This is a genomic window from Dysosmobacter welbionis (genome assembly GCF_005121165.3).
Lineage (GTDB): Bacteria > Bacillota > Clostridia > Oscillospirales > Oscillospiraceae > Oscillibacter > Oscillibacter welbionis.
In genome coordinates this window covers 1724285-1743688 of the sequence record NZ_CP034413.3, presented here as the reverse complement: position 1 = coordinate 1743688, position 19404 = coordinate 1724285, and the positions used below count along the sequence as shown (strand labels likewise).

General features: G+C 58.9%; 20 protein-coding genes, 3 tRNA genes and 2 pseudogenes. 9 read left to right on the top strand and 16 right to left on the bottom strand.

Annotated features, from left to right (window positions below):
* Positions 1 to 69 precede the first annotated feature (69 nt).
* The 3 genes from EIO64_RS09490 to EIO64_RS09480 all read right to left on the bottom strand — a co-directional run bounded on the left by EIO64_RS09490 (position 70) and on the right by EIO64_RS09480 (position 2224).
* Entirely contained in the window at positions 70 to 885 is an 816-nt protein-coding gene (locus EIO64_RS09490) for a mechanosensitive ion channel family protein (protein ID WP_021749198.1), read from the bottom strand.
* 91 nt (positions 886 to 976) lie between these two features.
* Positions 977 to 1711 carry a hypothetical protein gene (locus EIO64_RS09485; protein WP_021749197.1) on the bottom strand — a complete coding sequence of 245 codons (735 nt, stop codon included), beginning with the start codon at positions 1709 to 1711 and terminating at the stop codon, positions 977 to 979.
* A gap of 45 nt (positions 1712 to 1756) precedes the next feature.
* Complete coding sequence (locus EIO64_RS09480; RefSeq protein ID WP_021749196.1) at positions 1757 to 2224, bottom strand: RNA polymerase sigma factor; 468 nt, start codon at positions 2222 to 2224, stop codon at positions 1757 to 1759.
* Between the two features lie 320 nt (positions 2225 to 2544).
* Here EIO64_RS09480 and EIO64_RS09475 point away from each other — a divergent pair, with 320 nt between their 5' ends.
* The 4 genes from EIO64_RS09475 (at position 2545) to EIO64_RS09460 (ending at position 5699) form a co-directional block, all read left to right on the top strand.
* Positions 2545 to 2844, top strand: a complete 300-nt coding sequence (locus EIO64_RS09475; protein ID WP_021749194.1) for a hypothetical protein — start codon at positions 2545 to 2547, stop codon at positions 2842 to 2844.
* Positions 2845 to 2937: 93 nt separating this feature from the next.
* Positions 2938 to 3522 carry a sugar O-acetyltransferase gene (locus tag EIO64_RS09470; RefSeq protein WP_136891255.1) on the top strand — a complete coding sequence of 195 codons (585 nt, stop codon included), beginning with the start codon at positions 2938 to 2940 and terminating at the stop codon, positions 3520 to 3522.
* Positions 3523 to 3676: 154 nt separating this feature from the next.
* Positions 3677 to 4243, top strand: coding sequence for an RNA polymerase sigma factor (locus EIO64_RS09465; RefSeq protein WP_025545476.1), 567 nt, complete (start codon positions 3677 to 3679; stop codon positions 4241 to 4243).
* 1 nt (position 4244) lies between these two features.
* Complete coding sequence (locus EIO64_RS09460) at positions 4245 to 5699, top strand: PepSY domain-containing protein (RefSeq protein WP_021749190.1); 1455 nt, start codon at positions 4245 to 4247, stop codon at positions 5697 to 5699.
* Positions 5700 to 5795: 96 nt separating this feature from the next.
* Here the strand turns inward: EIO64_RS09460 and EIO64_RS09455 are convergent, their stop codons facing one another.
* From EIO64_RS09455 to EIO64_RS09415, 9 genes and pseudogenes are all read right to left on the bottom strand, one after another.
* Positions 5796 to 6716, bottom strand: coding sequence for a DUF2238 domain-containing protein (locus EIO64_RS09455; RefSeq protein ID WP_021750559.1), 921 nt, complete (start codon positions 6714 to 6716; stop codon positions 5796 to 5798).
* Positions 6713 to 7567 (bottom strand): glycerophosphodiester phosphodiesterase family protein, encoded by an 855-nt coding sequence (locus EIO64_RS09450; RefSeq protein WP_136891254.1) that lies wholly within the window; start codon positions 7565 to 7567, stop codon positions 6713 to 6715. Before EIO64_RS09450 ends, EIO64_RS09455 begins: the two co-directional genes overlap by 4 nt.
* A 213-nt stretch (positions 7568 to 7780) precedes the next feature.
* Positions 7781 to 8533 carry a DUF3169 family protein gene (locus EIO64_RS09445; RefSeq protein ID WP_021750557.1) on the bottom strand — a complete coding sequence of 251 codons (753 nt, stop codon included), beginning with the start codon at positions 8531 to 8533 and terminating at the stop codon, positions 7781 to 7783.
* Positions 8534 to 8608: 75 nt separating this feature from the next.
* Positions 8609 to 8740 carry a helix-turn-helix transcriptional regulator gene (locus EIO64_RS19220; RefSeq protein WP_429835850.1) on the bottom strand — a complete coding sequence of 44 codons (132 nt, stop codon included), beginning with the start codon at positions 8738 to 8740 and terminating at the stop codon, positions 8609 to 8611.
* Between the two features lie 174 nt (positions 8741 to 8914).
* The gene (locus EIO64_RS09435; RefSeq protein ID WP_021750555.1) at positions 8915 to 10102 is read right to left on the bottom strand and encodes an AI-2E family transporter; all 1188 of its coding nucleotides are present in this window, start codon (positions 10100 to 10102) and stop codon (positions 8915 to 8917) included.
* 37 nt (positions 10103 to 10139) lie between these two features.
* Positions 10140 to 10511 carry a DapH/DapD/GlmU-related protein gene (locus EIO64_RS09430; RefSeq protein WP_136891253.1) on the bottom strand — a complete coding sequence of 124 codons (372 nt, stop codon included), beginning with the start codon at positions 10509 to 10511 and terminating at the stop codon, positions 10140 to 10142.
* A 146-nt stretch (positions 10512 to 10657) separates the two neighbouring features.
* On the bottom strand, positions 10658 to 11890 hold the full coding sequence (locus tag EIO64_RS09425; RefSeq protein WP_119311956.1) for an aminopeptidase: 1233 nt from the start codon (positions 11888 to 11890) through the stop codon (positions 10658 to 10660).
* Between the two features lie 106 nt (positions 11891 to 11996).
* On the bottom strand, positions 11997 to 12860 hold the full coding sequence (locus EIO64_RS09420; protein ID WP_249390880.1) for a YihY/virulence factor BrkB family protein: 864 nt from the start codon (positions 12858 to 12860) through the stop codon (positions 11997 to 11999).
* A 94-nt stretch (positions 12861 to 12954) separates the two neighbouring features.
* Positions 12955 to 13289: pseudogene (locus tag EIO64_RS09415) on the bottom strand (arsenate reductase family protein).
* Positions 13290 to 13339: 50 nt separating this feature from the next.
* On the opposite strand from EIO64_RS09415, the pseudogene EIO64_RS09410 reads away from it, so the two are divergent.
* From EIO64_RS09410 to EIO64_RS09390, 5 genes and pseudogenes are all read left to right on the top strand, one after another.
* A pseudogene (locus EIO64_RS09410) lies at positions 13340 to 14055 on the top strand (NAD-dependent protein deacylase).
* 204 nt (positions 14056 to 14259) lie between these two features.
* Positions 14260 to 15633 (top strand): citrate/2-methylcitrate synthase, encoded by a 1374-nt coding sequence (locus tag EIO64_RS09405; RefSeq protein ID WP_119311773.1) that lies wholly within the window; start codon positions 14260 to 14262, stop codon positions 15631 to 15633.
* Positions 15634 to 15782: 149 nt separating this feature from the next.
* Positions 15783 to 15869, top strand: a tRNA-Leu gene (locus EIO64_RS09400).
* A gap of 31 nt (positions 15870 to 15900) precedes the next feature.
* Positions 15901 to 15988, top strand: a tRNA-Leu gene (locus EIO64_RS09395).
* A 72-nt stretch (positions 15989 to 16060) separates the two neighbouring features.
* Positions 16061 to 16148: transfer RNA gene (locus tag EIO64_RS09390), tRNA-Leu, on the top strand.
* Between the two features lie 344 nt (positions 16149 to 16492).
* Here the strand turns inward: EIO64_RS09390 and EIO64_RS09385 are convergent.
* The 4 genes from EIO64_RS09385 to EIO64_RS09370 all read right to left on the bottom strand — a co-directional run bounded on the left by EIO64_RS09385 (position 16493) and on the right by EIO64_RS09370 (position 19168).
* Entirely contained in the window at positions 16493 to 17332 is an 840-nt protein-coding gene (locus tag EIO64_RS09385; RefSeq protein ID WP_136891252.1) for a DUF5677 domain-containing protein, read from the bottom strand.
* Positions 17333 to 17409: 77 nt separating this feature from the next.
* Positions 17410 to 17619, bottom strand: coding sequence for a hypothetical protein (locus EIO64_RS09380; RefSeq protein WP_119311771.1), 210 nt, complete (start codon positions 17617 to 17619; stop codon positions 17410 to 17412).
* Between the two features lie 303 nt (positions 17620 to 17922).
* The gene (locus EIO64_RS09375) at positions 17923 to 18516 is read right to left on the bottom strand and encodes a Swt1 family HEPN domain-containing protein (protein ID WP_136891251.1); all 594 of its coding nucleotides are present in this window, start codon (positions 18514 to 18516) and stop codon (positions 17923 to 17925) included.
* A gap of 13 nt (positions 18517 to 18529) precedes the next feature.
* Positions 18530 to 19168 carry a DUF5343 domain-containing protein gene (locus EIO64_RS09370; RefSeq protein WP_249390879.1) on the bottom strand — a complete coding sequence of 213 codons (639 nt, stop codon included), beginning with the start codon at positions 19166 to 19168 and terminating at the stop codon, positions 18530 to 18532.
* Positions 19169 to 19404 lie beyond the last annotated feature (236 nt).

Here is a 19404-nt window from a genome sequence, read left to right as displayed (position 1 = left end):
GGCGCCCGGTCCGGGATTTCCCGGACCGGGCGTCGCTGTATACAGAGGCGCCTGGAGCGCCTCCCGCGGTCAGCTTTGGTTTTCTATGATGTGGACATTCAGGTGGTTGTAGGTCATCTCCACGCCGTACTCCCGGAAGGCGTCCCGCAGGTGCTCCCCCAGAGCCAGATACGCGCCCCACCAGTTCTCCGGCGTAGCCCAGCAGTAGACGGTGTACTCGATAGAGCTCTCCTTGTATGCGGTGAGGTAGACGGTGGGAGCCGGGTCCTCCAGCAGGTTTTCCGTCTGCTCCAGAGCGCGCCGGCAGGCGGCCTTCACCGTCTCCGTGGGGGCGTCGTAGGAGGCGGTCACCCGCTGCACCACCCGCCGCCGCCCCAATACGGTGTAGTTGGTCATCTGGGAGGAGGCCAGCTCCTTGTTGGGGAGCATCACCAAATGCCCATCCGGGGTCACCAGCTTGGTGTGGTTCAGACTGATCTCATGGACCGTGCCGGCCACGCCGCCGACCTCTACATAGTCCCCGATGGAGAAGGGGTGGGCAGAGAGGATCACCAGCCCGCCGGCCACATTGCCCAGGATGTCCTCCGCCGCTAGGGTGACGCCCAGGGACCCCACGGACAGCAGCGCCACCAGGGAGGTCATGGGAATGTTCAGGCTCTCCGCCACGATCAGCACCGTGACGATATAGAGGATCAGCTTCACCCCGGCCAGCAGGTATTTCTGGATGCGCTCGTCCAGCTTCGTCCTAGCCAGCAGCCGCCGCAGCAGCTTGCCCAGCAGGTGGACGGCCACCAGGCAGATCAGCAGCGTGGCAGCGGCGGAGAGGACCGCCCGGAAGGAGAACTTGGCCAGCGTGTCTGTGAACAGGGAAGTGAGGTCCGGCATGCGCGGCGCCCCCTTTGTATCAGGATAGCAAAAGCATACCGGAAAGCAGCGGAAAAGTCAACGCCGCCGGGGCGCGGCTCCCGGACCCGCTTCAGTCTTTTTCATCTGCAGAAAGGGCGATTTGGCAGCGGGGCAGGATTGCATGCTCAAATGTATACAGTGTCTCCGCCGCAATGGTGCGCACAACGGCTGCCAGTACCTGGTCGATTTCGGCGGTATATATCCGCGTCAGCCCGTCCGGCAGCGGGGCGGCAATCTGCAGGGAATTTGCCGCTCCCCGGCGTAACATAGCCGCCTTTTCGTCCATGCCGGGCTGGACATGGGCGCCGCCCTCCTGGTTTGCCAGCAGACACACTACGCCCTTACGGTTCAAAAAGTGCTGCCGGTCAATCAGGAGAATGTCAATCCCATTCCACCAGGTCTTGAATGCCCGTTTGGCATATCGCTTTCCGGGTTCCAGAGACAGGGGCTGCACCGTCAGAACCGGAGGGACTTCTGGCTGGTGAATCATCTGGTACTGAATGAGCGGGGAGCGGACAAAATCGGTCCTCCCTTTATTGGGCAGCTCGCCCCGCACGGTGCTCAGACTGAGAAAATCCGGACAGCTGAATGCAAAACGCTTTGTAATTTGGGCCAGCAGGGAATCAGAATATTTTGTCTGGTGGAGCAAAAGCCGGAGCTTGGTCGCAATCTGCGCACCGTAAGACCAGTCTCCTGCATCGTAATGGAGGCATTCCTGCCTTAAAAATTTTAACTGGACGAGCAGATCGCTGAGCAATTCTGTCGGCGTCCGATCAACTTGATACGCTTTTTTATCGTTGTGCATATTTGGTGCACTCCTTTCGGCATGAATAGTTGGGATTCCTGCACTTTAAAACTCTACTTTCTCCGTGCAATAGCGCAGGAAGCGCGTCCGGACCACATTGCACGCGGCTTCATATCGCGTTTTTACCTCACGCTGTGTCAGATTTAATTCCTGCGCAATGGCCCGCAGCGACAGCTTTTCCAAAATCCGAGCCTCCAGAATCCGCTGGCTTGTTTCAGAGATGTCGGAGATGGCTTTCCAGAGACAATAGTACCGCTCTAGACGAATCAGGATCCACAGGGGATCCCAATCCCGCATCCGTCCGGTGGAGACTTCATAGAGCTGCCGGCGATACCGTAGGCCGGTCAACACCTGCCGACAGCGGGTGCGGGTAATGTTTTTGCTGTACCCGCCTACCCAGCCGGAGAACTGGCTGAGCCCCTGATATCGGTCCAGCTGTTCATAACAGAGGGCAAACGCCTCATCGGCAATCTCACAGTAATCATCAGGTCCCAGCACGCGGCAAAAATCCATCCCGTACGCGCACTGGTATACAATTTCATAGGCACTCTCATAAAGCGCCTTCCAAAGTTCGGGATCGCCGCTTTTCAGAAATTCCTGAACCTGTTGATAGTCTTGCTCCCGCCGACTGGTTCGATAGGGCTGATATTTCCAAATTTTTTATATTTCATCAAATTCACCTCCTTTCTGCCTCTCACAGTGGCGGCTTTAGGCGATCCTGTCAAGAAAAAATTTCGCCCGCCATGCAATAAAAGCCGTTGTCTGCGCGTTATCAGGGCAGAAGACACAAACAGGAACCATGAATCCGAAACAACAAGCAGGAGGAGCTTTTTATGAAAAACATGTCTGTGAAGAAGATCGTCGCCATGATCGTGGGTGCAGCTGCGGTACTGGCCGTCGCGGCCGTGGCCGCTGTGCTGGCGCTGCGGGTGGACAGTGCGGAGGCTCAACAGATCGCGCTGGATACCGTCGGCGGCGGGGAGATCGTCTCACAGGAGGTCAGTAGTGAGGGCCTTTGGAATGAGTACAGCTACGAAATCATCAACGGGGACACGTGGTACGACATCGAAATCAGCGGCTTCGGCTCCGTCACAGAGCTGGAGAGCGTCAGCAGCCAGTATCCCCGGGGCTGAACCGACGGCGGCTCTTGCACCCGGAGGGCGCCTTCTGTATAATGGCAGAGTGAACTGCGGCCCTGGGGCCGCCTGTACAGGAGGAATCACCCTATGACGGAAAAGGAGAAGATGCTGCGGGGAATGCTGTACGCACCCGCCCGTGATGAGACCCTGCTGGCGGAGCTGGCTGCCTGCAAGGCTCAGTGCCAGCAGTTCAATCAGCGGGCCTATCAGGCGGAGGGCATCGAATCCGCCCAGATGCTGCTGCGCCGGCTGCTGGGCGCCGCTGGGGAAGGACTGCGGATTGAGCCGCCCTTCTGGTGCGACTACGGCTGGAATATCAGTGTGGGCCGGAACTTCTACATGAACCACGGCGGCGTCATTCTGGACGCCGGCGGCGTGACCTTTGGAGACAACGTGCTGGTCGGCCCCCAGTGTGGATTCTACACCTCCGGCCACCCCTTGGACGCGGCAAAGCGGGCCCAGGGGCTGGAGTACGCCTATCCCATCCGTGTGGGCAGCGGCGTCTGGATCGGCGGCGGCGTCCGCGTGATGCCCGGCGTCTCCATCGGAGACGGGGCGGTCATCGCCTCCGGCAGCGTGGTGACGAAGGACATCCCTGCCGGAGTCCTGGCTGCGGGCGTCCCCTGCCGCCCCATCCGCCCCATCACGGCGGCGGACCGGATGCTGCCCTGATCCGGCGGAGCAGCTGCCCTTCCGGAAAATTTCGGCCCGGGGTTGGAAACCTCTGCAGGATGTGCTATCATGGGGGCGCGGCCGGTGATGCTTCGGCCGCAGTGCAATCAAACGCGCCGCCGGCGCGTTGTCTGTGTGAACAGGAGGAAGCCCCATGATATTCTGCATGACCGTGGCAGAGCCGGACCCAGACGCGGATGCCGCCCTGGAGGACTGTATCGCCCGCATCGCCGGGGGAGACAAGGACGCTCTGGCGGATTTGTACAGCCGCACCCGTCCTGCCGTCTACGGCTTTGCCCTGTCAATCGTCAAAAACGCCCACGACGCAGAGGATATTCTCCACGACGCCTGTTTGCAGGTGTGGAACGCTGCCGGCGGATACCGCAGGCAGGGCAAGCCTATGGCCTGGGTGCTGACCATCACCCGGAATCTGGCCATCAGCCGCCTGCGGGAGCACGGGCGGACGGAACCCCTGGTTCAGGAGGACTGGCAGGACCGTCTGGCGGACAATCCCGCCGTGACCCATGAGGACCGGATGATGCTGGAGGCCGTGCTCTCCGCCCTGAGTGACGAAGAGCGGCAGATCGTCACCCTCCACGCGCTGACAGGCCTGCGGCACCGGGAGATCGCCGCTCTGCTGGGCCTGCCGCTCCCCACGGTTCTCTCCAAATACAGCCGGGCTTTGAAAAAGCTCCAACTCGCATGGAAGGAGGCAGACTGACTTGGACGAACGTGAACTGGAACAGCGCCTGCGGACCGCCGTGGAGCACGCCGCTCCTGATCCGCTGGACCGCATCCTGGCCGCCTGCGGCCCGCAAGCGGGAACTGTCCTCCCTTTTGAGGCTCCGAAAAAGAAGCGCCGCTGGGCGCCCCTGGCAGTGGCTGCCGCCCTGGTGGTCATGTGCTGTGGTGCTTTCGGCATCAGCAGCTGGCGGGGAGCCAACGCCGTGGACTCCGTGGTGATGCTGGATGTGAACCCCAGCCTGTCCATGACCGTCAGCTCCAAGGAGCGGGTGCTCTCCGTCACCCCCTTCAACCAGGACGCAGAGGTTATCCTGGGCGACATGGATCTGACCGGCACGGACCTGGACGTGGCAGTGAACGCCCTCATCGGCTCCATGCTCCAAAACGGTTATCTCAGCGATATCCAGAACGCCATCCTGGTGTCCGTGGAGAACCAGGACGCCGCAAAATCCGCCCAGCTCCAGCAGCACCTGACGGATACCATCAACAGCGTCTTCCAGGGCGGTTCCCTGGAGGGGGCTGTCCTCAGCCAGACAGTGACGGAGAGCGCGGATCTGAATGCTCTGGCCCAGCAGTACGGCATCTCCGTAGGCAAGGCATCCCTGATCCAGGAGGTGATCGCTCAGGACAGCACACTGACCTTTGCGTCCCTGGCACCCCTGTCGGTGAATGAGATCGCCTTGATCGCCGAGTCCCGGCATCTGACCACCCAGGCCGTCACCCAGACGGGCACCGCCAGCACAAAGGCCTATATCACGGCAGAGGAGGCCCAAAATGCCGCCCTGGCTCATGCGGGCATCGCCGAGAGCAGCGTGGCCCAGCTGGAGATCGAGTTCGACAGCGAGGACGGCCTGATGGTCTACGAGGTGGAGTTCTATGCCGGCGGCACAGAGTATGATTACGACATCAATGCCCGCACCGGTGAGGTGGTGAATTTCTCCCGGGAGGGCGGCATCTCCGGCGGAACAACCGGCAGCTCCGGCTCCTACATCGGCGAGGCGGCCGCCACTGCCGCCGCCCTGACCCACGCAGGCGTCAGCGAAGCGGACACCATCTATCTCCGCTGCTGGGTGGAGCACGACGACGGGCGGGCGGAGTGCTACGAGGTGGAGTTCCTGGCGGGCACCACGGAGTATCAGTATGAGATCGACCTCTATACCGGTGCCGTGCTGAAAAGCGAGCGGGAGAGCCACAGTGTCCCAGCATCCGGCAGCTCCGGCCCCCACATTGGCGAGGCGGCTGCAAAATCCGCTGCCTTGACCCACGCCGGCGTCAGTGAGAGCGACGCCTCCCGCATCCAGGTGGAGTTGGACCGGGATGACGGCCGGACCTTGTATGAGGTGGAGTTCCATGTGGGCCGGACGGAGTACAGCTATGAGATCGACGCCTCCTCCGGCGCAATTGTCAAGGCAGAGCAGGAGCTGGACGACTGAACCCTGTCACATCAAAAAGCAGCGGCCGGCATCTGCCGGCCGCTGCTGCGAAAAACCACCGGCTTCGGCCGGTGGTTTTCTGTCTGTGTGGGGCGCTCAGGCACCCTCCGGTTCTCCCGGCGCCGGGGGGCCATCCGGAGTGGGGGCGTCCGCGTCCTTTTGATCCGCCTCTTCCAGCGCCTGCTGGAGATAGTCCTGCTCCGCGGTCTTTTTGCTGGGGACAAAGCCCTGGGCGGCGCTCTTCCGGCGGCCCTTGCTGCGGGCGAAGAAGAAGCCGGAGAGGGAGAACACAACGGCACCGATGAAATTCACAAATAGGTCCTTCATGGTGTCGATGATGCCAATATCCAGGTAGCCGCCCAGTCCCAGGCTCTCTCCGTTGATGACCACGTCCTGGATATCCGGAATCGTCACCACCTTGTTGGAGAGCGTGGGATCCAGGGAGACGGAGTGGATGGCGTGGATGACCGTGTCCTTCTGCATGTCCGTGCCCAGGAAGAAGTCCATGCCGAATTCAAAGAACTCCCACAGGACCCCGATAGTCATGGAGAAGCAGAAGGCCACCAGGGCCAGGAACGCCGGGGACAGATGGAAGGTGATCCGGTCATCGTCGTTCAGCAGCATCACCATGGAGAAGCCTACCGCCGCGGCCAGGAAGCCGTTGATGGTGTGGAGCATGGTGTCCCATCCGGGGATCACGACATAAAAGGCGTTGACCTCACCCAGAATTTCTGCCGCAAAGATGAAGCAGAAAATGGTGATCTCCAGGGGCGGCGGCAGCTCGATCCGCAGCTTCACCTGGATCCAGCTGGGCACGTAGAGCAGCAGAAGCGTGAGAATGCAGAAGAAGGCGCCCTCGTAGTTGGCCAGCATGATCTGCCGCACCAGCACCACCAGCACCAGAATCCGCAGGATGGAAAAGACGATGAAGGAGCTTTTGTGTTCCCGCAGCTCCCGCGCCATGGCCTCCTGAAATGCCTTTTTATACTGCTTCTTTTCTTTCTTTGTCGACTTCAATGGGTTACCTCCTTCGGTCGGTCCGGTTCTTCAAAAATCGGCAGGGCGCCCTCTTGCTCGGCAAGGGCCACATCGGCCCGGGAGCGGAGGGTCCAGTAGGCCATCCGCATCCCAAATTTGCGGCACAGCCGCACTGCCGGCTTTTCCCGGTCTCCGAACCGGTAGGCCACAAAATCCGGCCGGGTGAATGCATTGTAGAAGAGATTCGTCAGCGCCAAGCGGTTCCAGGGACCCTGGCCGGATGGATGGCGGTGGAAATTCTGGGACAGCTGGCCCCGCAGCACCGACGGCCGGTGGCGGCGCAGCCACCGCAGCGGCCGGGGGTCAAAGCTCTCCACACAGTAGTCTATGGAGAAGCGGTCCAGGCAATCCACCGTATCCCGGGCCAGCGCCGCGGCGCCGTGCCGGTCGGTCTTCAGCTCCACCACCAGCGGCGCCCGTCCGGCAAACAGGGGGAGCACCTCCTCCAGAAGAGGGATGTGTTCCTCTGAGCCTGCCAGCCGGAGAGCGGCAAGCTCCTCCGCGGTTTTTTCCGCCACCCGGCCGGGAACGCCGCACATCCGCTCCAAATCCCCGTCGTGGATCACCACCAGGCGTCCATCCCGGGTCAGATGGACATCCAGTTCGGCGCCGTATCCGGCCTCCGCCGCCCGGCGGAAGGCCGCCAGGGAGTTCTCCGGCACGCCGGGGCCGTGGAGGCCCCGGTGGGCGTACCGAAAGCCCTCCAGCTTTTCCCAGCCAGGACCATCCCGCCGGCCGTGGAGCAGGAACCAGACCAGCAGGTATCCAAGCCCGGCCAGGGCAGCTGCCGCAGCAGCGGCTGCCGCTAAAATCAGCAGCAATTCGACCATAAACACCTCCGCCAAATCCGGGCATCGGGGAGCGGACCGCCCCGGGATGGACCGCAGATTCCTTCAAACAAAATAAAGAATACCACAAAGCCGGCCCGCTGACAAGCGGGCCGGCTTTGTGAAATGCCCGGCGGCATCAGATTTGCGCCTTCTTTTTCTCCAACAGGCAGAGCACGCAGGCTGCCAAAACGGCGCCCAGCAGCGCGATGTCCATTACGCGTCCCCCGTTCTCTTGCTGAGTCGGATGCACTCAAGGGCATAGACTGTTTGCATCGCGCCCCACACCGCCAGCACCGCCGCGATGGGCAGCAGGCCGAAGTCAAACACAAAGTTCAGGATCAGCAGGGCCACCCACAGGAAGATGCAGACCTTGGTCCCCACCATATAGGCCCGGTAGCAGGCCTGGCCGATCTGGGCCCGCTCCGCCTCGTCGCAGCTGTCCATCCAGGTCTTCTGGAATTTCATGTCGTAAACGCTGCCCCGTTTCTCCGGATTGATCCGGCGCTCCAGGTCCACGATCTTCTGCTGGAGCACCACCAGCACCGCCACAGATGCCAGAAAGAGGATCAGGTCCGGCAGAAAGCGGTCGTAGATGATGGAGGCGGCGAAGAAGAAAAAGTCCAGGATTATCACCAGCCCCGTCAGCAGCAGAGCCCAGCTCAGCTGCTGCTCCGCCGCGTCCATGGCGTCCTCGTCCTCCCCATCCCAGGCGGCAAAGCGCCGTTTGGCGGCGGCATAGAGGTACCAGCCCGCCCCCAGCAGCACCACGGCGCTGCCGACGATGCCCCAGGGCGCACACACCGCCAGCACCCGGTCCAGGGCCTGCCGCACCGTCTCCGCCACGCCAGCGGCCCCAGCCACACCGGTGAAAAAGCCCAGCACGCCGCCCAGCAGCCCGAACAGCAGAATTGTCAGCAGGTATTTGGGCAGCGCCCTGCGGTTGTCCCGCCTCACGTTATCGCTCATGGCATTCATCCTCCTGATAGGTAAAAATGTCCTCCACGGTTACACCGCAGATCCTGGCAAGCTTCAGCGCCAGCGTCACCGAGGGGGAGTAGTCCCCCGTTCGATCTGGCTGATGGTCTGGCGGGAAACACCCGCCAGGGCGCCCATCTCCTGCTGGTTGACCCCCAGCCGGGCCCGGTGCTCCTTCAGCCGGTTGTACAGCGGCATCCGCTCATCCCCTTTCCCGACAATGATCCAAGTCAAAATGACAATTATTCTTGTCAAATATAGCATAGCACTGACAAGGATTCTTGTCAATAAAAATTGAATCTGCGCACAAAAACCGGCCGCCCAATTTGGACGGCCGGTTTTTGAACAGATGTAGGGCGGCGGAAAGAACGCTCACTGCCGGGAGGGTGGGGGAGGCGGGTCCCGCCATTTCTCCGGTGGGACTGCCTTGCTCACCAGCCGGTTTTTCACATAGCTGCGGAACAGGGCGTAGATCACGGAGCACAGCGGGATGAAGAACAGCATCCCTGTGATCCCCATGAGCTTGCCGCCCAGAGTGACGGCGGCCAGCACCCAGATGGAGGGCAGCCCCACGGAGGAACCCACCACATGGGGGTAGATCAGGTTTCCCTCGATCTGCTGGAGCACCAGGAACAGCACGATGAACCACAGCGCCTTCCAGGGATCGTCGATGGCGATGAGCAGTGCGCCCACAGCGCAGCCGATAAAAGCCCCCACAATGGGGATCAGGGCGGTCAGGGCGATCAGGACGCCCACCAGCAGGGCGTAGGGCATCCGGAAGATGGTCATGGCCGCGACGAACAGCGTGCCCAGAATGCAGGCCTCCAGGCACTGGCCGGAGAGGAAGCTGGAGAAGGTCCGCCCGGACAGCCGCAGGACGTCCAGCGTCCGGTCGGCCTGCCGCAGGGGCAGCAGGCCGTAAATCACCTGGCGGCCCTGGCGGCCCAGCTTCTCCTTCTGCAGCAGGACATAGAAGGAGAAGATCAGGCTGATGACAAAGGTGCTGACACCGCTGACCACACCGCCGATGAACCCACCGGAGGAGACAATCCCGGCCCCAATTGCCTTGGCGATCTCCAGAGCCTTGGCAGAAAGCTCCTGCCATTGGATCTCCTCCTGCAGCTTCATCAGCTGCTCCTCCAGTAGAGGCCACAGGTCCTGCAGGTTCTCCGCCAGGGCGGTGAGCTGGTGCTCCAGTCGCTGGAAGGCGGCAGGAATCTCCCGAATGATGGACATGACTGCATCTGCGATGCCCGGGCCGATCACCAGGCCAGCCAGGGCCAGCACACCGATCACCGCGACCAGGGTCAGCACCAGGGCCAGGGGGCGGCGGAGCTTTGCGCCCTTCCGGTTTCTGGGGAACAGGTGCCGCTCGATGGCCCGCATGGGCACATTCAGGATAAAGGCCAGGGCGCCGCCCAGCAGAAACGGCGCCAAAATCCCAAGCAGCCAGCCCAGCGCCGCCAGGACTGCATCCAGGCGCTGCAGTGCGCAGTAAAACGCCACACCGCCGCAGACCACCAGCAGAAGTCCTTTGATCTTCTGTTTGTTCCATTCCATGAACGGTAAACTCTCTTTCCGGCCCGGAGGGCCTGTCTCAACGGGCTTCCTGCTCCTTCCGATACTGGGCGGCAGCTTCCAGATACTCCTCCATGGCCGCCCGGTTGCCTTCGATCTCCTCCGGCTTCAGGGGCCGCACCACCTTGGCGGGGCTGCCCAGGATCATGGACCCGTCCGGGGCGTCCATTTTTCCGGTGACCAGGGCCCCGGCACCCACGATACAGTCGCTGCCGATCTTCGCGCCGTTGAGGACAATGGCCCCCATGCCGATCAGGGTGTTGTCCCCCACTGTGCAGCCGTGGACGATGGCCCCGTGGCCGATGGTGCAGCCCCTGCCCACCACCGTCTCCTCGTGGAGGATGGCCTCGTCCTGAATATTGGTGTCCGTTCCCACGGTGATGGGGCCCATGTCCCCCGCAGGACCGCACCGTACCAGATGCTGACGCCCTTTGCCAGCCGCACGTCTCCGGTGACGGAGGCGCCCTCCGCAATCAGCACGTTCTCGTCAGTCTTTCTCAGCTCGTATGTCATGGTCTCTCCTCTTTCTCTCTGATTTCAGATCTCCGGGGCGAAGTTGCCGTCCACGAACACTGGGATTTCCTTTCCGTCGTGGGTAATACCCAGGATGTTCAGGTCCGGCGTGCCCACCATGAAGTCCACGTGGGTGATGGAGTCGTTGAGGCCCCGGGCCTTCAGCTCGTCCTTGCTCATGGCCTGGCCGTCCTTGAGGCAGGGATAGGCCTCGCCGAAGGCGATGTGGCAGGCCGCATTCTCGTCGAACAGGGTGTTGTAGAACAGGATCTTCTGGTTGGAGATAGGGCTGTCATAGGGCACCAGGGCCACCTCGCCGAAGTAGCTGGCCCCTTCATCCACAGTGACGGCGGCCTTGAGGGCCTCCTCCCCCTGTTCCGCGTGAACCTCCACGATCTTCCCGTCCTTCACCACAAAGTGGAACTTGTCAATGATGGTGCCGTTGTGGGACAGGGGCAGGGCGGAGTAGACCACGCCGTTGACGCCGGTCTTCAGGGGAGAGGTGAAGACCTCCTCCGTGGGGATATTGGCGATATAGGTGCGGCCAGACAGAGTCACGTCGTTACCCGCCTCCCAGATGTGGTCCTCCGGCAGTTCCACAGTCAGGTCCGTGCCCAGGGAGTTGGTGTAGTGGAGGGACTTGAAGTTCAGCTGGTTCAGCTTCTCCACCCGATGGGCCAGGGTCTCGATATGCCGGTGCCACTTGTCTACGCACCTGCCGTCGCCGGTAATGCGCACTGCCTGGAAGATGGCCTCCCACAGTTTGTCCATTGCCTCGCTCTCCGCAAGATCCGGGAACACCTTCTTCGCCCAGCTGGGGATGGGGATGGAGGCGATGCACCAGGGGAAGCCGCCGCACATCTGGAGACGGTCGAAGTCCTTCAAGGCCCTCCCGCTGGCCTGCTGGGCCCGGACGATCCGGCTGTGGTCCACGCCCTTGAGGTTCTCCGGATCGCTGGCGGAGATGGCCAGGTACGCCGCCCCCTCCAGGGCGTAGTCGTTGTAGAAGTGCCGCCGCCACAGGGGCACGGTGTCGAACACCTCGTCAGCCGCATGGAGGTACTTCATCCGGCCCAGTTCATCGTCGCCCCAGTTCATCACCACCTCCCGGCAACCGGCCTGATAGGCCTCCGCCGCACAGAGACGGGCGAAAAAGGCGCACTCCACAGGCGAGGAGATCACCAGCGGCTGCCCCCTCTGGATATTCAGGCCCACCCGCACCAGCAGCTGGGCGTATTCCGTCAGTTTTTCTTTCATGGATTCCATTTGATTCCATCCTTTCCAAGGGTTTCCTCACCCAGAGAATATTGTAGAGCATCTCTCCCGTAAAGTAAAGCGGGGGCCGCCGGGATTCAAAAATCGTTTACGATTCCCCCGCCCGGTCCTTTCGCAGGGAGATCAGCGTGGCGTTCAGCTCCGCCCCCATGATGAGGGTCACGGCGGTCATATACAGCCAGATCAAAAGGGCGATGGCCGTGCCGATGGAGCCGTACAGCAGGGAGTAGTCGGCAAAGTTCTCCACGTATGTGGAGTACAGCCAGTTCAGCGCCAGCCAGGCCCCCAGGGCCGCCATAGTGCCGGGCCAGATGTTCCGCCAGGGCTGGCGGCCGTCCTGAGACAGTGCGTACAGGAAGAACAGGGCGAAATACCCTGCCACCGCCGCCACCGGGAACCGCAGCTTCGCCCACAGCACCGCCCAGAACCGGGGCAGGCCGAAGCTGTCCACGGCGTAGAGCAGCAGCCGGTCTCCCACGGACATCAGCGTCAGGGTCAGGGCGATGGTGGCGATCAGCACCGCCGTGTACAGCAGCGTTTTCACCAGCTGGGGCAGCGCGCCCCGGGGCGGGCCCAGGTGATAGGCGATCCGCACGGAGCGCATCAGCGTGTTGGTGGCCCGCATGGGGAAGTACAGGGAGAAGAACAGGCCGAACAGCAGCAGCTTCACACTGGGGTTCCGGCCCACATAGGTGAGGTACACCCCGATGAAGGACACGATCTCCCGGGGCAGGAACTCCTGCACCGCGGCCAGAATGGCATCCACGTCCAGCTGCAGCAGGCCCAGCAGGGAGCTGACAAAGATCAGCAGGGGAAAGATCATGAACAGCAGGTAAAACGCCAGAGCCGCTCCCTGCATCCCCACATTGTGGCGCAGATACCGCTGCACCAGCAGATAGATGCCCCGCAGAAAGCGGTTTTGGGGCAGCTCCATCCAGGCTCGCCTTTGCACGCAGGCCACCTCCTCTCCGTGTGCATCCATAGTATGCACAGAATACCACCGATCTGTTCCGCAGCGGTGCAGAATTCTGTCGGGCGGCAGAGACTCACTCCCAAGTCTGCCAGATTTCCGGATGGTAGCCCACCGTGGCCTCCCTTCCATTGCGGACGATGGGGGTCACGAACAGCTCCGGGTGTTCCAGCAGCTTCTCCTCCCGGGCGTCCGGGGTGATATAGGCCATGTACAGGTCCTCATAGGCCCGGCATTTCGTGTTCACCAGGGCGTCAAAGCCCACTTTCTGCTTGACGGACTGGTACTCCCGGGGGATAATCCCTTTGAGGGCAGGTCGATATACTGGTACTTAATGCGGCGCTCCTTGAACCAGCGCTCCGCCTTCTTGGAGTCGAAGGACTTAGAGGAACCGAAGATCTGAATGTTCATGCCTGTGCTCCTGTCTCAATAAAATTGGAAATTGGAATGGAGGGTCCGGTATGACGGACAGTATTAAACGGCTGAAGGAACTGGTGGGCAGCTCCGACAACATCGTGTTTTTCGGGGGGCCGGCGTTTCCACAGAGTCCGGCATCCCGGACTTCCGCAGCACTGGCGGCCTATATCACCAAGAATGGAAATATCCGCCTGAAGTGATTTTAAGCCATACATTTTACGAAAGCAACCCCGAAGAATTTTTCCGCTTCTACCGGGCCAAGCTGCTGGCCCCGGACGCCAAGCCCAACGCCGCCCATAAAAAGCTGGCGGAGTGGGAGGCGGAGGGCCGGTTGAAAGCCGTCATCACCCAGAACATCGACGGGCTCCACCAGGCCGCCGGCAGCCGGAACGTGCTGGAGCTCCACGGCAGCGTCCACCGGAACCACTGCCAGCGGTGCGGGAAATTTTACGGTCTGGAGCATATCCTCCGCACGGAGGGCGTGCCCCGGTGCAGCTGCGGCGGCATCATCAAGCCGGATGTGGTGCTCTATGAGGAGGGGCTGGATCAGGGGACGCTGGAGGCAGCCGTCCGCGCCCTGGCGGAGGCGGATATGCTGATGATCGGCGGCACCTCCCTGAACGTCTATCCCGCCGCGGGGCTGATTCGATACTATCAGGGGCACAGGCTGGTGCTCCTCAACAAGTCGCCGGTGGCCCGGGATCTGGCCGCGGATCTGGTGATTACTGACCCCATCGGCGAGACCCTGGCCCAGCTGTGAGGCGCTTCGGCGCCGGAGTTCTTCAGGCAGCCCTCCGAGGGCTGCCTGTTGCTTTTTGAATTTGCAAGTTCGAAAAAAGAAAAATTCAAAAGTTTTCTTATTTTTTCAAAAATATTTTTTAAAACGGTTGAAAATGCAATTTTTTAATGATACTATTGCAAATAGTACAACGGCTGCATGCCGCCGAAAGGAGCGCGCACCCCTATGGTCTGGAAAGAGAACCGTGAGAACGCCTATTGTGAGATCACCCCCGCCATTCTCGCGCTGAAGGAACAGTGGGAGAAGAAAAACTACATCGACCCCAAGCTCTATAAGGAGTATAACGTCAAGCGCGGCCTGCGGGACGAGGACGGCCGCGGCGTGCTCACCGGCCTGACCCGGGTGGGCGAGATCCAGTCTTACAGCGTCACGGAGGGGGAGCACATCATCCCCCAGGACGGTATGCTTTACTACCGGGGCATCGATTGCCGGGAGCTGGTGAAGGGCTCCGAGGGGCGCCGCTTCGCCTTTGAAGAGACGGCCTATCTGCTGCTCTTCGGCGAACTGCCCACCGCCGCCCAACTGGAGGCATTCTGCCAGCAGCTGGCCTCCTACCGGACGCTGCCCACCAATTTCTTCCGGGACGTGATTATGAAGGCGCCGCCCCGGGATCTGATGAACACCATGCAGCGGGGCATCCTGACGCTGTTCTGCTATGATGACAAGCCCAACGACATCGGGCTGGAGAATGTGCTGCGCCAGTGCCTGCAGCTGATGAGCAATATGCCCGTGCTGGCCATCTACGCCTATCAGGCCTGGCGGTTCAGTCAGGGGGAGAGCCTGTTTATCCACGTGCCCAAGCCGGAGCTGTCCACCGCGGAGAACTTCCTGCGGATGCTGCGGGAGGACTGCAGCTACACCGATCTGGAGGCCCGGACCCTGGACGTGGCCCTGATCCTCCACGCGGACAACGGCGGCGGCAACAACTCCACCTTCACCAACCATGTGGTCACCTCCTCCGGAACAGATACCTATTCTGCCATCGCCGCGTCCATGGCCTCGTTGAAGGGTCCCCGCCACGGCGGCGCCAACAGCAAGGTGATGGCCATGATGGACGACGTGAAGGAGCACGTGCGGGACTGGAATGACGAGGGCTGCGTGGCGGACTATCTCACCAGGATCCTGAACAAGGATGCCTTCGACCGCAGCGGCCTGATCTACGGCCTGGGCCACGCGGTCTATACCAAGACCGACCCCCGGTGCGAGGTGTTCCGGGCCTACGTGAATCACCTGGCGGCGGAAAAGGGCCGGGAGGACGAGCTGGCCCTGTACGCCAATGTGGAGAAGATCGGCAAGCAGCTGCTGATGGAGCGGCAGCACAAGTCTGTGCTCTCCACCAACATCGACTTTTACAGCGGATTTGTCTATGAGATGCTGGGCCTGCCCAAGGAGCTGTATACGCCCCTGTTCGCCGTGGCCCGTATCGCCGGCTGGAGTGCCCACCGGATGGAGGAGCTCTCCGTGGGAGGCAAGCTGATCCGCCCCCGGTATGAGTGTGTGGAGGAGCACCGTCCCTATACGTCCATGGACCGGCGCTGAACAGGTCAGGCGGCCGGGACCGTCTTCGGCGGTCCCGGCCGAATTCCTGGTCCATGGAAATTTTTTCGACTGATCGGGGAAAAACAGTTGACATTTGGATCTCGACTGGCTATAATAATCAAGCAGTCTTTTTTAGGGGACGAACATTTGCGGCTGTGCTGGAACTGGTAGACAGGCCAGCTTGAGGTGCTGGTGTCCGAATCGACGTGTGGGTTCAAATCCCGTCAGCCGCACCATACGGTGTCTCTGAAAAGATAACCGCTCTATGCGCGAGTGGTGGAATTGGCAGACTCGCTAGATTCAGGTTCTAGTGTCCATTACGGACGTGCGGGTTCAAGTCCCGCCTCGCGCACCACGTTCCACCGGAGGGCTCCCTTCCGGTGGAACACCCCAACGGGGAGATACAGGGAGCAAAGTTCATATCGACGCGCGAGTGGTGGAATTGGCAGACTCGCTAGATTCAGGTTCTAGTGTCCATTACGGACGTGCGGGTTCAAGTCCCGCCTCGCGCACCAAAGAGAAAGGGCTTCCTATCCGGAAGTCCTTTCTCTTTGGGCTCCGGCAGCCGAAGGCGGCCCCCGCCCTTCGGTGATTCAAATGCTCGGCGGAAGTGAATTCCGCCTGCGCCGAGGTTTTATCTACGGCAAAGCGCCCGTGCGGCGCAAATGCGCCGCCGGCCAGAAGGCCGGTGGGGTGGGTCTCCTATACCTTTTCGAGATTTTAAAATATCGATTTTGACCGTCCCTTCTCGAAAGAGAGACATCTGCGGAAAGTAGATGTCTCTCTTTTTGAATTTTGGATGCTTTTGGCAGGGCACCATCAGCGCCGCGGCAACCTGTACAGCCGCCTCGTAAGCCCGTCATGCGTTTTTGTCCCAGCTGGTGGTTCCCCAAAGAGCAGCCAGGTCCCGTTCGAGCTTCTGCATCTCCGCCTCCAGCTCCTCAGAGACAGGGTACAGGCGGATCGCCCTGAAGATATAAGACATCATCACAGTGAGCAGATGATAGGTGGAGTCGTAAAATGTGAAGGGATGCATTTTGGAGCGGATATCCTGCCCGTGGACAAACGCGCAGGCCCATTGATACGTCTGATAGAGCTCCGTTTCCTGCAGGTATTCACAAACATGGGAGAAGTAGATCCGGCCTTTGCCCGGGATCACGGAAACCAGCCACTCGTTTTCGTTGCCCTTTTTGAACCGCCGGATTGTTTCCTCCGGCTCTCGGTTCCATGCGCTGCAAAGTGCATACACAGTTTTGAGTTTTGCCTGCCGCAGCGCCCCATCCTGGCCGGGGAGGCTGCGGATCATCCCGCAGAGAAACCAGTCTTCCAAAAGGCGGGCGCTCTTTTCCTGCTTCAGCACTTTCCCGTAGACACAGCACTCCATCAGAGTCCGCGTCATCGCCGCTGTGGAAAACAGATTCCCGCCCACAAACATGTTGAAGAGCTCGTTGATCAGCTCGCGCATGTGAAGACGCCACTGGAGCAGATAGTTTTGCGGGTCATAGGGCTCTGGGGGCAGCAGCGCATACTCTGCGTCCAGCTCTTGGTAGCGCTTCAAAAAATCCGAGACCTGTTTGAGATAGGCGTATACAGTCGCCTCGGACTGATATTCGGTGTGGCTGAAATTCTCCACATACGGGGCGTCTAGGCTGTGGTCCTTCTCATTTCTGGCGTGGGAAATTTCCAGCCGTTCGGGCACATCATTCCGCTGTGGGTTCTTGTTCCTGTCAGAAATCAGTGGGAAATGAACTTCCGTAAGAAACGGAAGCAGAAATCTCAATCCGAATCCCTTTTGGAGCTCCGCATATCCGCGTCAAACCTGCCCTGCGCATTGCGGTGTCCGTCAATGTCAAGGTACAGGGTTCTCGGCTTTCCCGGCTCCTTCTTTTCCGCGGCGTATACCAAGGACACAAGATCCTTTGCCGCCTTCTCAAAATTTTCCCACCGCATAACACGGTGGTATAGCGCGACGCCTGCCTGATCCATGTGATCCCTCCTGTTCCGATTTTAAGAATCACAAGCTCCAGGGCCCAAGCGCAGGCCCTGGAGCTTGTGACCGTCATTCCCACTCGCCAAGCGGAAACGCGCTCTAAACTTTTTTGTATAGACCGTTTGCTTCCATTTGGCTTTATTTGATACCAATTATCCCAATCCTATGGGGTATCCGACTTTCTGCTATCAAAAAGCTATCAGGGGATGCTATCAATAGAAGAAATCAGCAATCAAGAATTATCTAAAGAATATTCTGCCAGATCATAATATATGCAATAATTACACGCTGCACAGTAGTTAGGCATTGATTTGATGCAACCAATCTATTATATTCATCCCTACTCTAGCAACATCTAATTCGTCCAATACTCCGCTATGCATTATCACGTTTCGTGATTTTTCGATTGTCTCAAATGTAGTACGTATCCACTCTTGAGCATTAGAAAAACCAAAGTATGGTTCAAAATAAGGCCAATTCCCCTGCGAACACATTATCTTAGGTAAATCACCAAATTCCAAATATGACATCATCATATCACCACGATTTATATGCCATTTGACTTTGGTTTCAGAATCTTTTCTACTTTGCGCTTTCTCTCTAATACCGTTTTGTACACCTTTTGCCCACCAATCGTCGCCATATGCCCCAGCAAGTGTTGAGAAAACAAATTCTCGTGTTGCGTTTTCAAATGCTGTTATGGTCGCAAAAACGGTTATCATTGTTTTTGATTGCTCGACATATTTGCTGTCGATTTCATCGAAATGAAGTTCTTTTGCCAATGACTCAGAAAAGAAAGCTTCTTCTGCGGTATACTTTTTGTGACCGGCTTTGTCAAGGGCTTCTTCTGCCAGTATTCCTCGAAAAGCAAATGAATATAAATCCGTCTCCATGTGCCGATATCTCCTACTTTAACGGTAAGTGTTTGGTTAAACTTGCAAATAGAGCATCATAAACTGCCTGATCGCGTGTTGCAGGCAAATGAATGTGGATATCGTAATTCAAATCAATTCTGTGTCCTTCGTGAGGATGGGCAACCTTTGAAGTTAATCCGTTATCAGAGCTTTGCACAGGATCAGCATTTTGAGATTGAGTCGGTGTAGGTGAGCTTTGCGTTTCAGCCCAATCTGCATATCCGCATAAATTTATAAATGTGCTTGCCATATGTCCGATAGTTGCATTTTCTTTAGAACCATTAGTCAAGGTCTTGAATTTTCCTTCGACCTCTGCTTTCGTCATTTTGTTAGCAGACGTGTTAAGGGCAAACAAATCGGCGTATGCTTCTTTTATTCCCTCAGCAACCATTTGTTTTGAAAAGCTTTGATCCAAAAATTTGAAGTATCTTTCTGTTGGGGTTCCACTATCATCCAAAAAGCCAATTGCCTTTAATACGTTTACAAATTGTCTGTCATTTGAACTGGTAAAGCCTAAATCAGCCATGAACTTTGTTGTAAATTTGTCTGGGGCTTTTGCTGTCAGCATTGTATCAAAATACTGAGGAATTTTTGTGAAACTCCCTGTCATATAACTTGTCGGTAACGCCATAGTAATCCCTCCATAGATTATTTGAAATTTGTACTTTTTCTCCTTTAATCAGGTGTACATGTCATACATGAGCAGTTTCAAAACTAACTCCTTTGGCCACGCAAACCAACTCATAAGGTGCAGATATATGTTGCTAATATCGTCGGTAATATACGAAGAGAAGCCAAACGATACGACATGGTTTATGCTGTCACAACAACGATGCGTGATAAATGTCCTTCCAGATGTGGTGTGTC

Coding starts and splice junctions, on each gene's coding strand:
- EIO64_RS09485 (WP_021749197.1), bottom strand. CDS start 1,711: ATGCACAACGATAAAAAAGCGTATCAAGTTGATCGGACGCCGACAGAA.
- EIO64_RS09405 (WP_119311773.1), top strand. CDS start 14,260: ATGGTCTGGAAAGAGAACCGTGAGAACGCCTATTGTGAGATCACCCCC.
- EIO64_RS09470 (WP_136891255.1), top strand. CDS start 2,938: ATGACGGAAAAGGAGAAGATGCTGCGGGGAATGCTGTACGCACCCGCC.
- EIO64_RS09430 (WP_136891253.1), bottom strand. CDS start 10,511: ATGGGCCCCATCACCGTGGGAACGGACACCAATATTCAGGACGAGGCC.
- EIO64_RS19220 (WP_429835850.1), bottom strand. CDS start 8,740: ATGCCGCTGTACAACCGGCTGAAGGAGCACCGGGCCCGGCTGGGGGTC.
- EIO64_RS09425 (WP_119311956.1), bottom strand. CDS start 11,890: ATGAAAGAAAAACTGACGGAATACGCCCAGCTGCTGGTGCGGGTGGGC.
- EIO64_RS09435 (WP_021750555.1), bottom strand. CDS start 10,102: ATGGAATGGAACAAACAGAAGATCAAAGGACTTCTGCTGGTGGTCTGC.
- EIO64_RS09465 (WP_025545476.1), top strand. CDS start 3,677: ATGATATTCTGCATGACCGTGGCAGAGCCGGACCCAGACGCGGATGCC.
- EIO64_RS09380 (WP_119311771.1), bottom strand. CDS start 17,619: ATGGATCAGGCAGGCGTCGCGCTATACCACCGTGTTATGCGGTGGGAA.
- EIO64_RS09370 (WP_249390879.1), bottom strand. CDS start 19,168: ATGGCGTTACCGACAAGTTATATGACAGGGAGTTTCACAAAAATTCCT.
- EIO64_RS09475 (WP_021749194.1), top strand. CDS start 2,545: ATGAAAAACATGTCTGTGAAGAAGATCGTCGCCATGATCGTGGGTGCA.
- EIO64_RS09445 (WP_021750557.1), bottom strand. CDS start 8,533: ATGAGCGATAACGTGAGGCGGGACAACCGCAGGGCGCTGCCCAAATAC.
- EIO64_RS09480 (WP_021749196.1), bottom strand. CDS start 2,224: ATGGATTTTTGCCGCGTGCTGGGACCTGATGATTACTGTGAGATTGCC.
- EIO64_RS09375 (WP_136891251.1), bottom strand. CDS start 18,516: ATGGAGACGGATTTATATTCATTTGCTTTTCGAGGAATACTGGCAGAA.
- EIO64_RS09450 (WP_136891254.1), bottom strand. CDS start 7,567: ATGGTCGAATTGCTGCTGATTTTAGCGGCAGCCGCTGCTGCGGCAGCT.
- EIO64_RS09490 (WP_021749198.1), bottom strand. CDS start 885: ATGCCGGACCTCACTTCCCTGTTCACAGACACGCTGGCCAAGTTCTCC.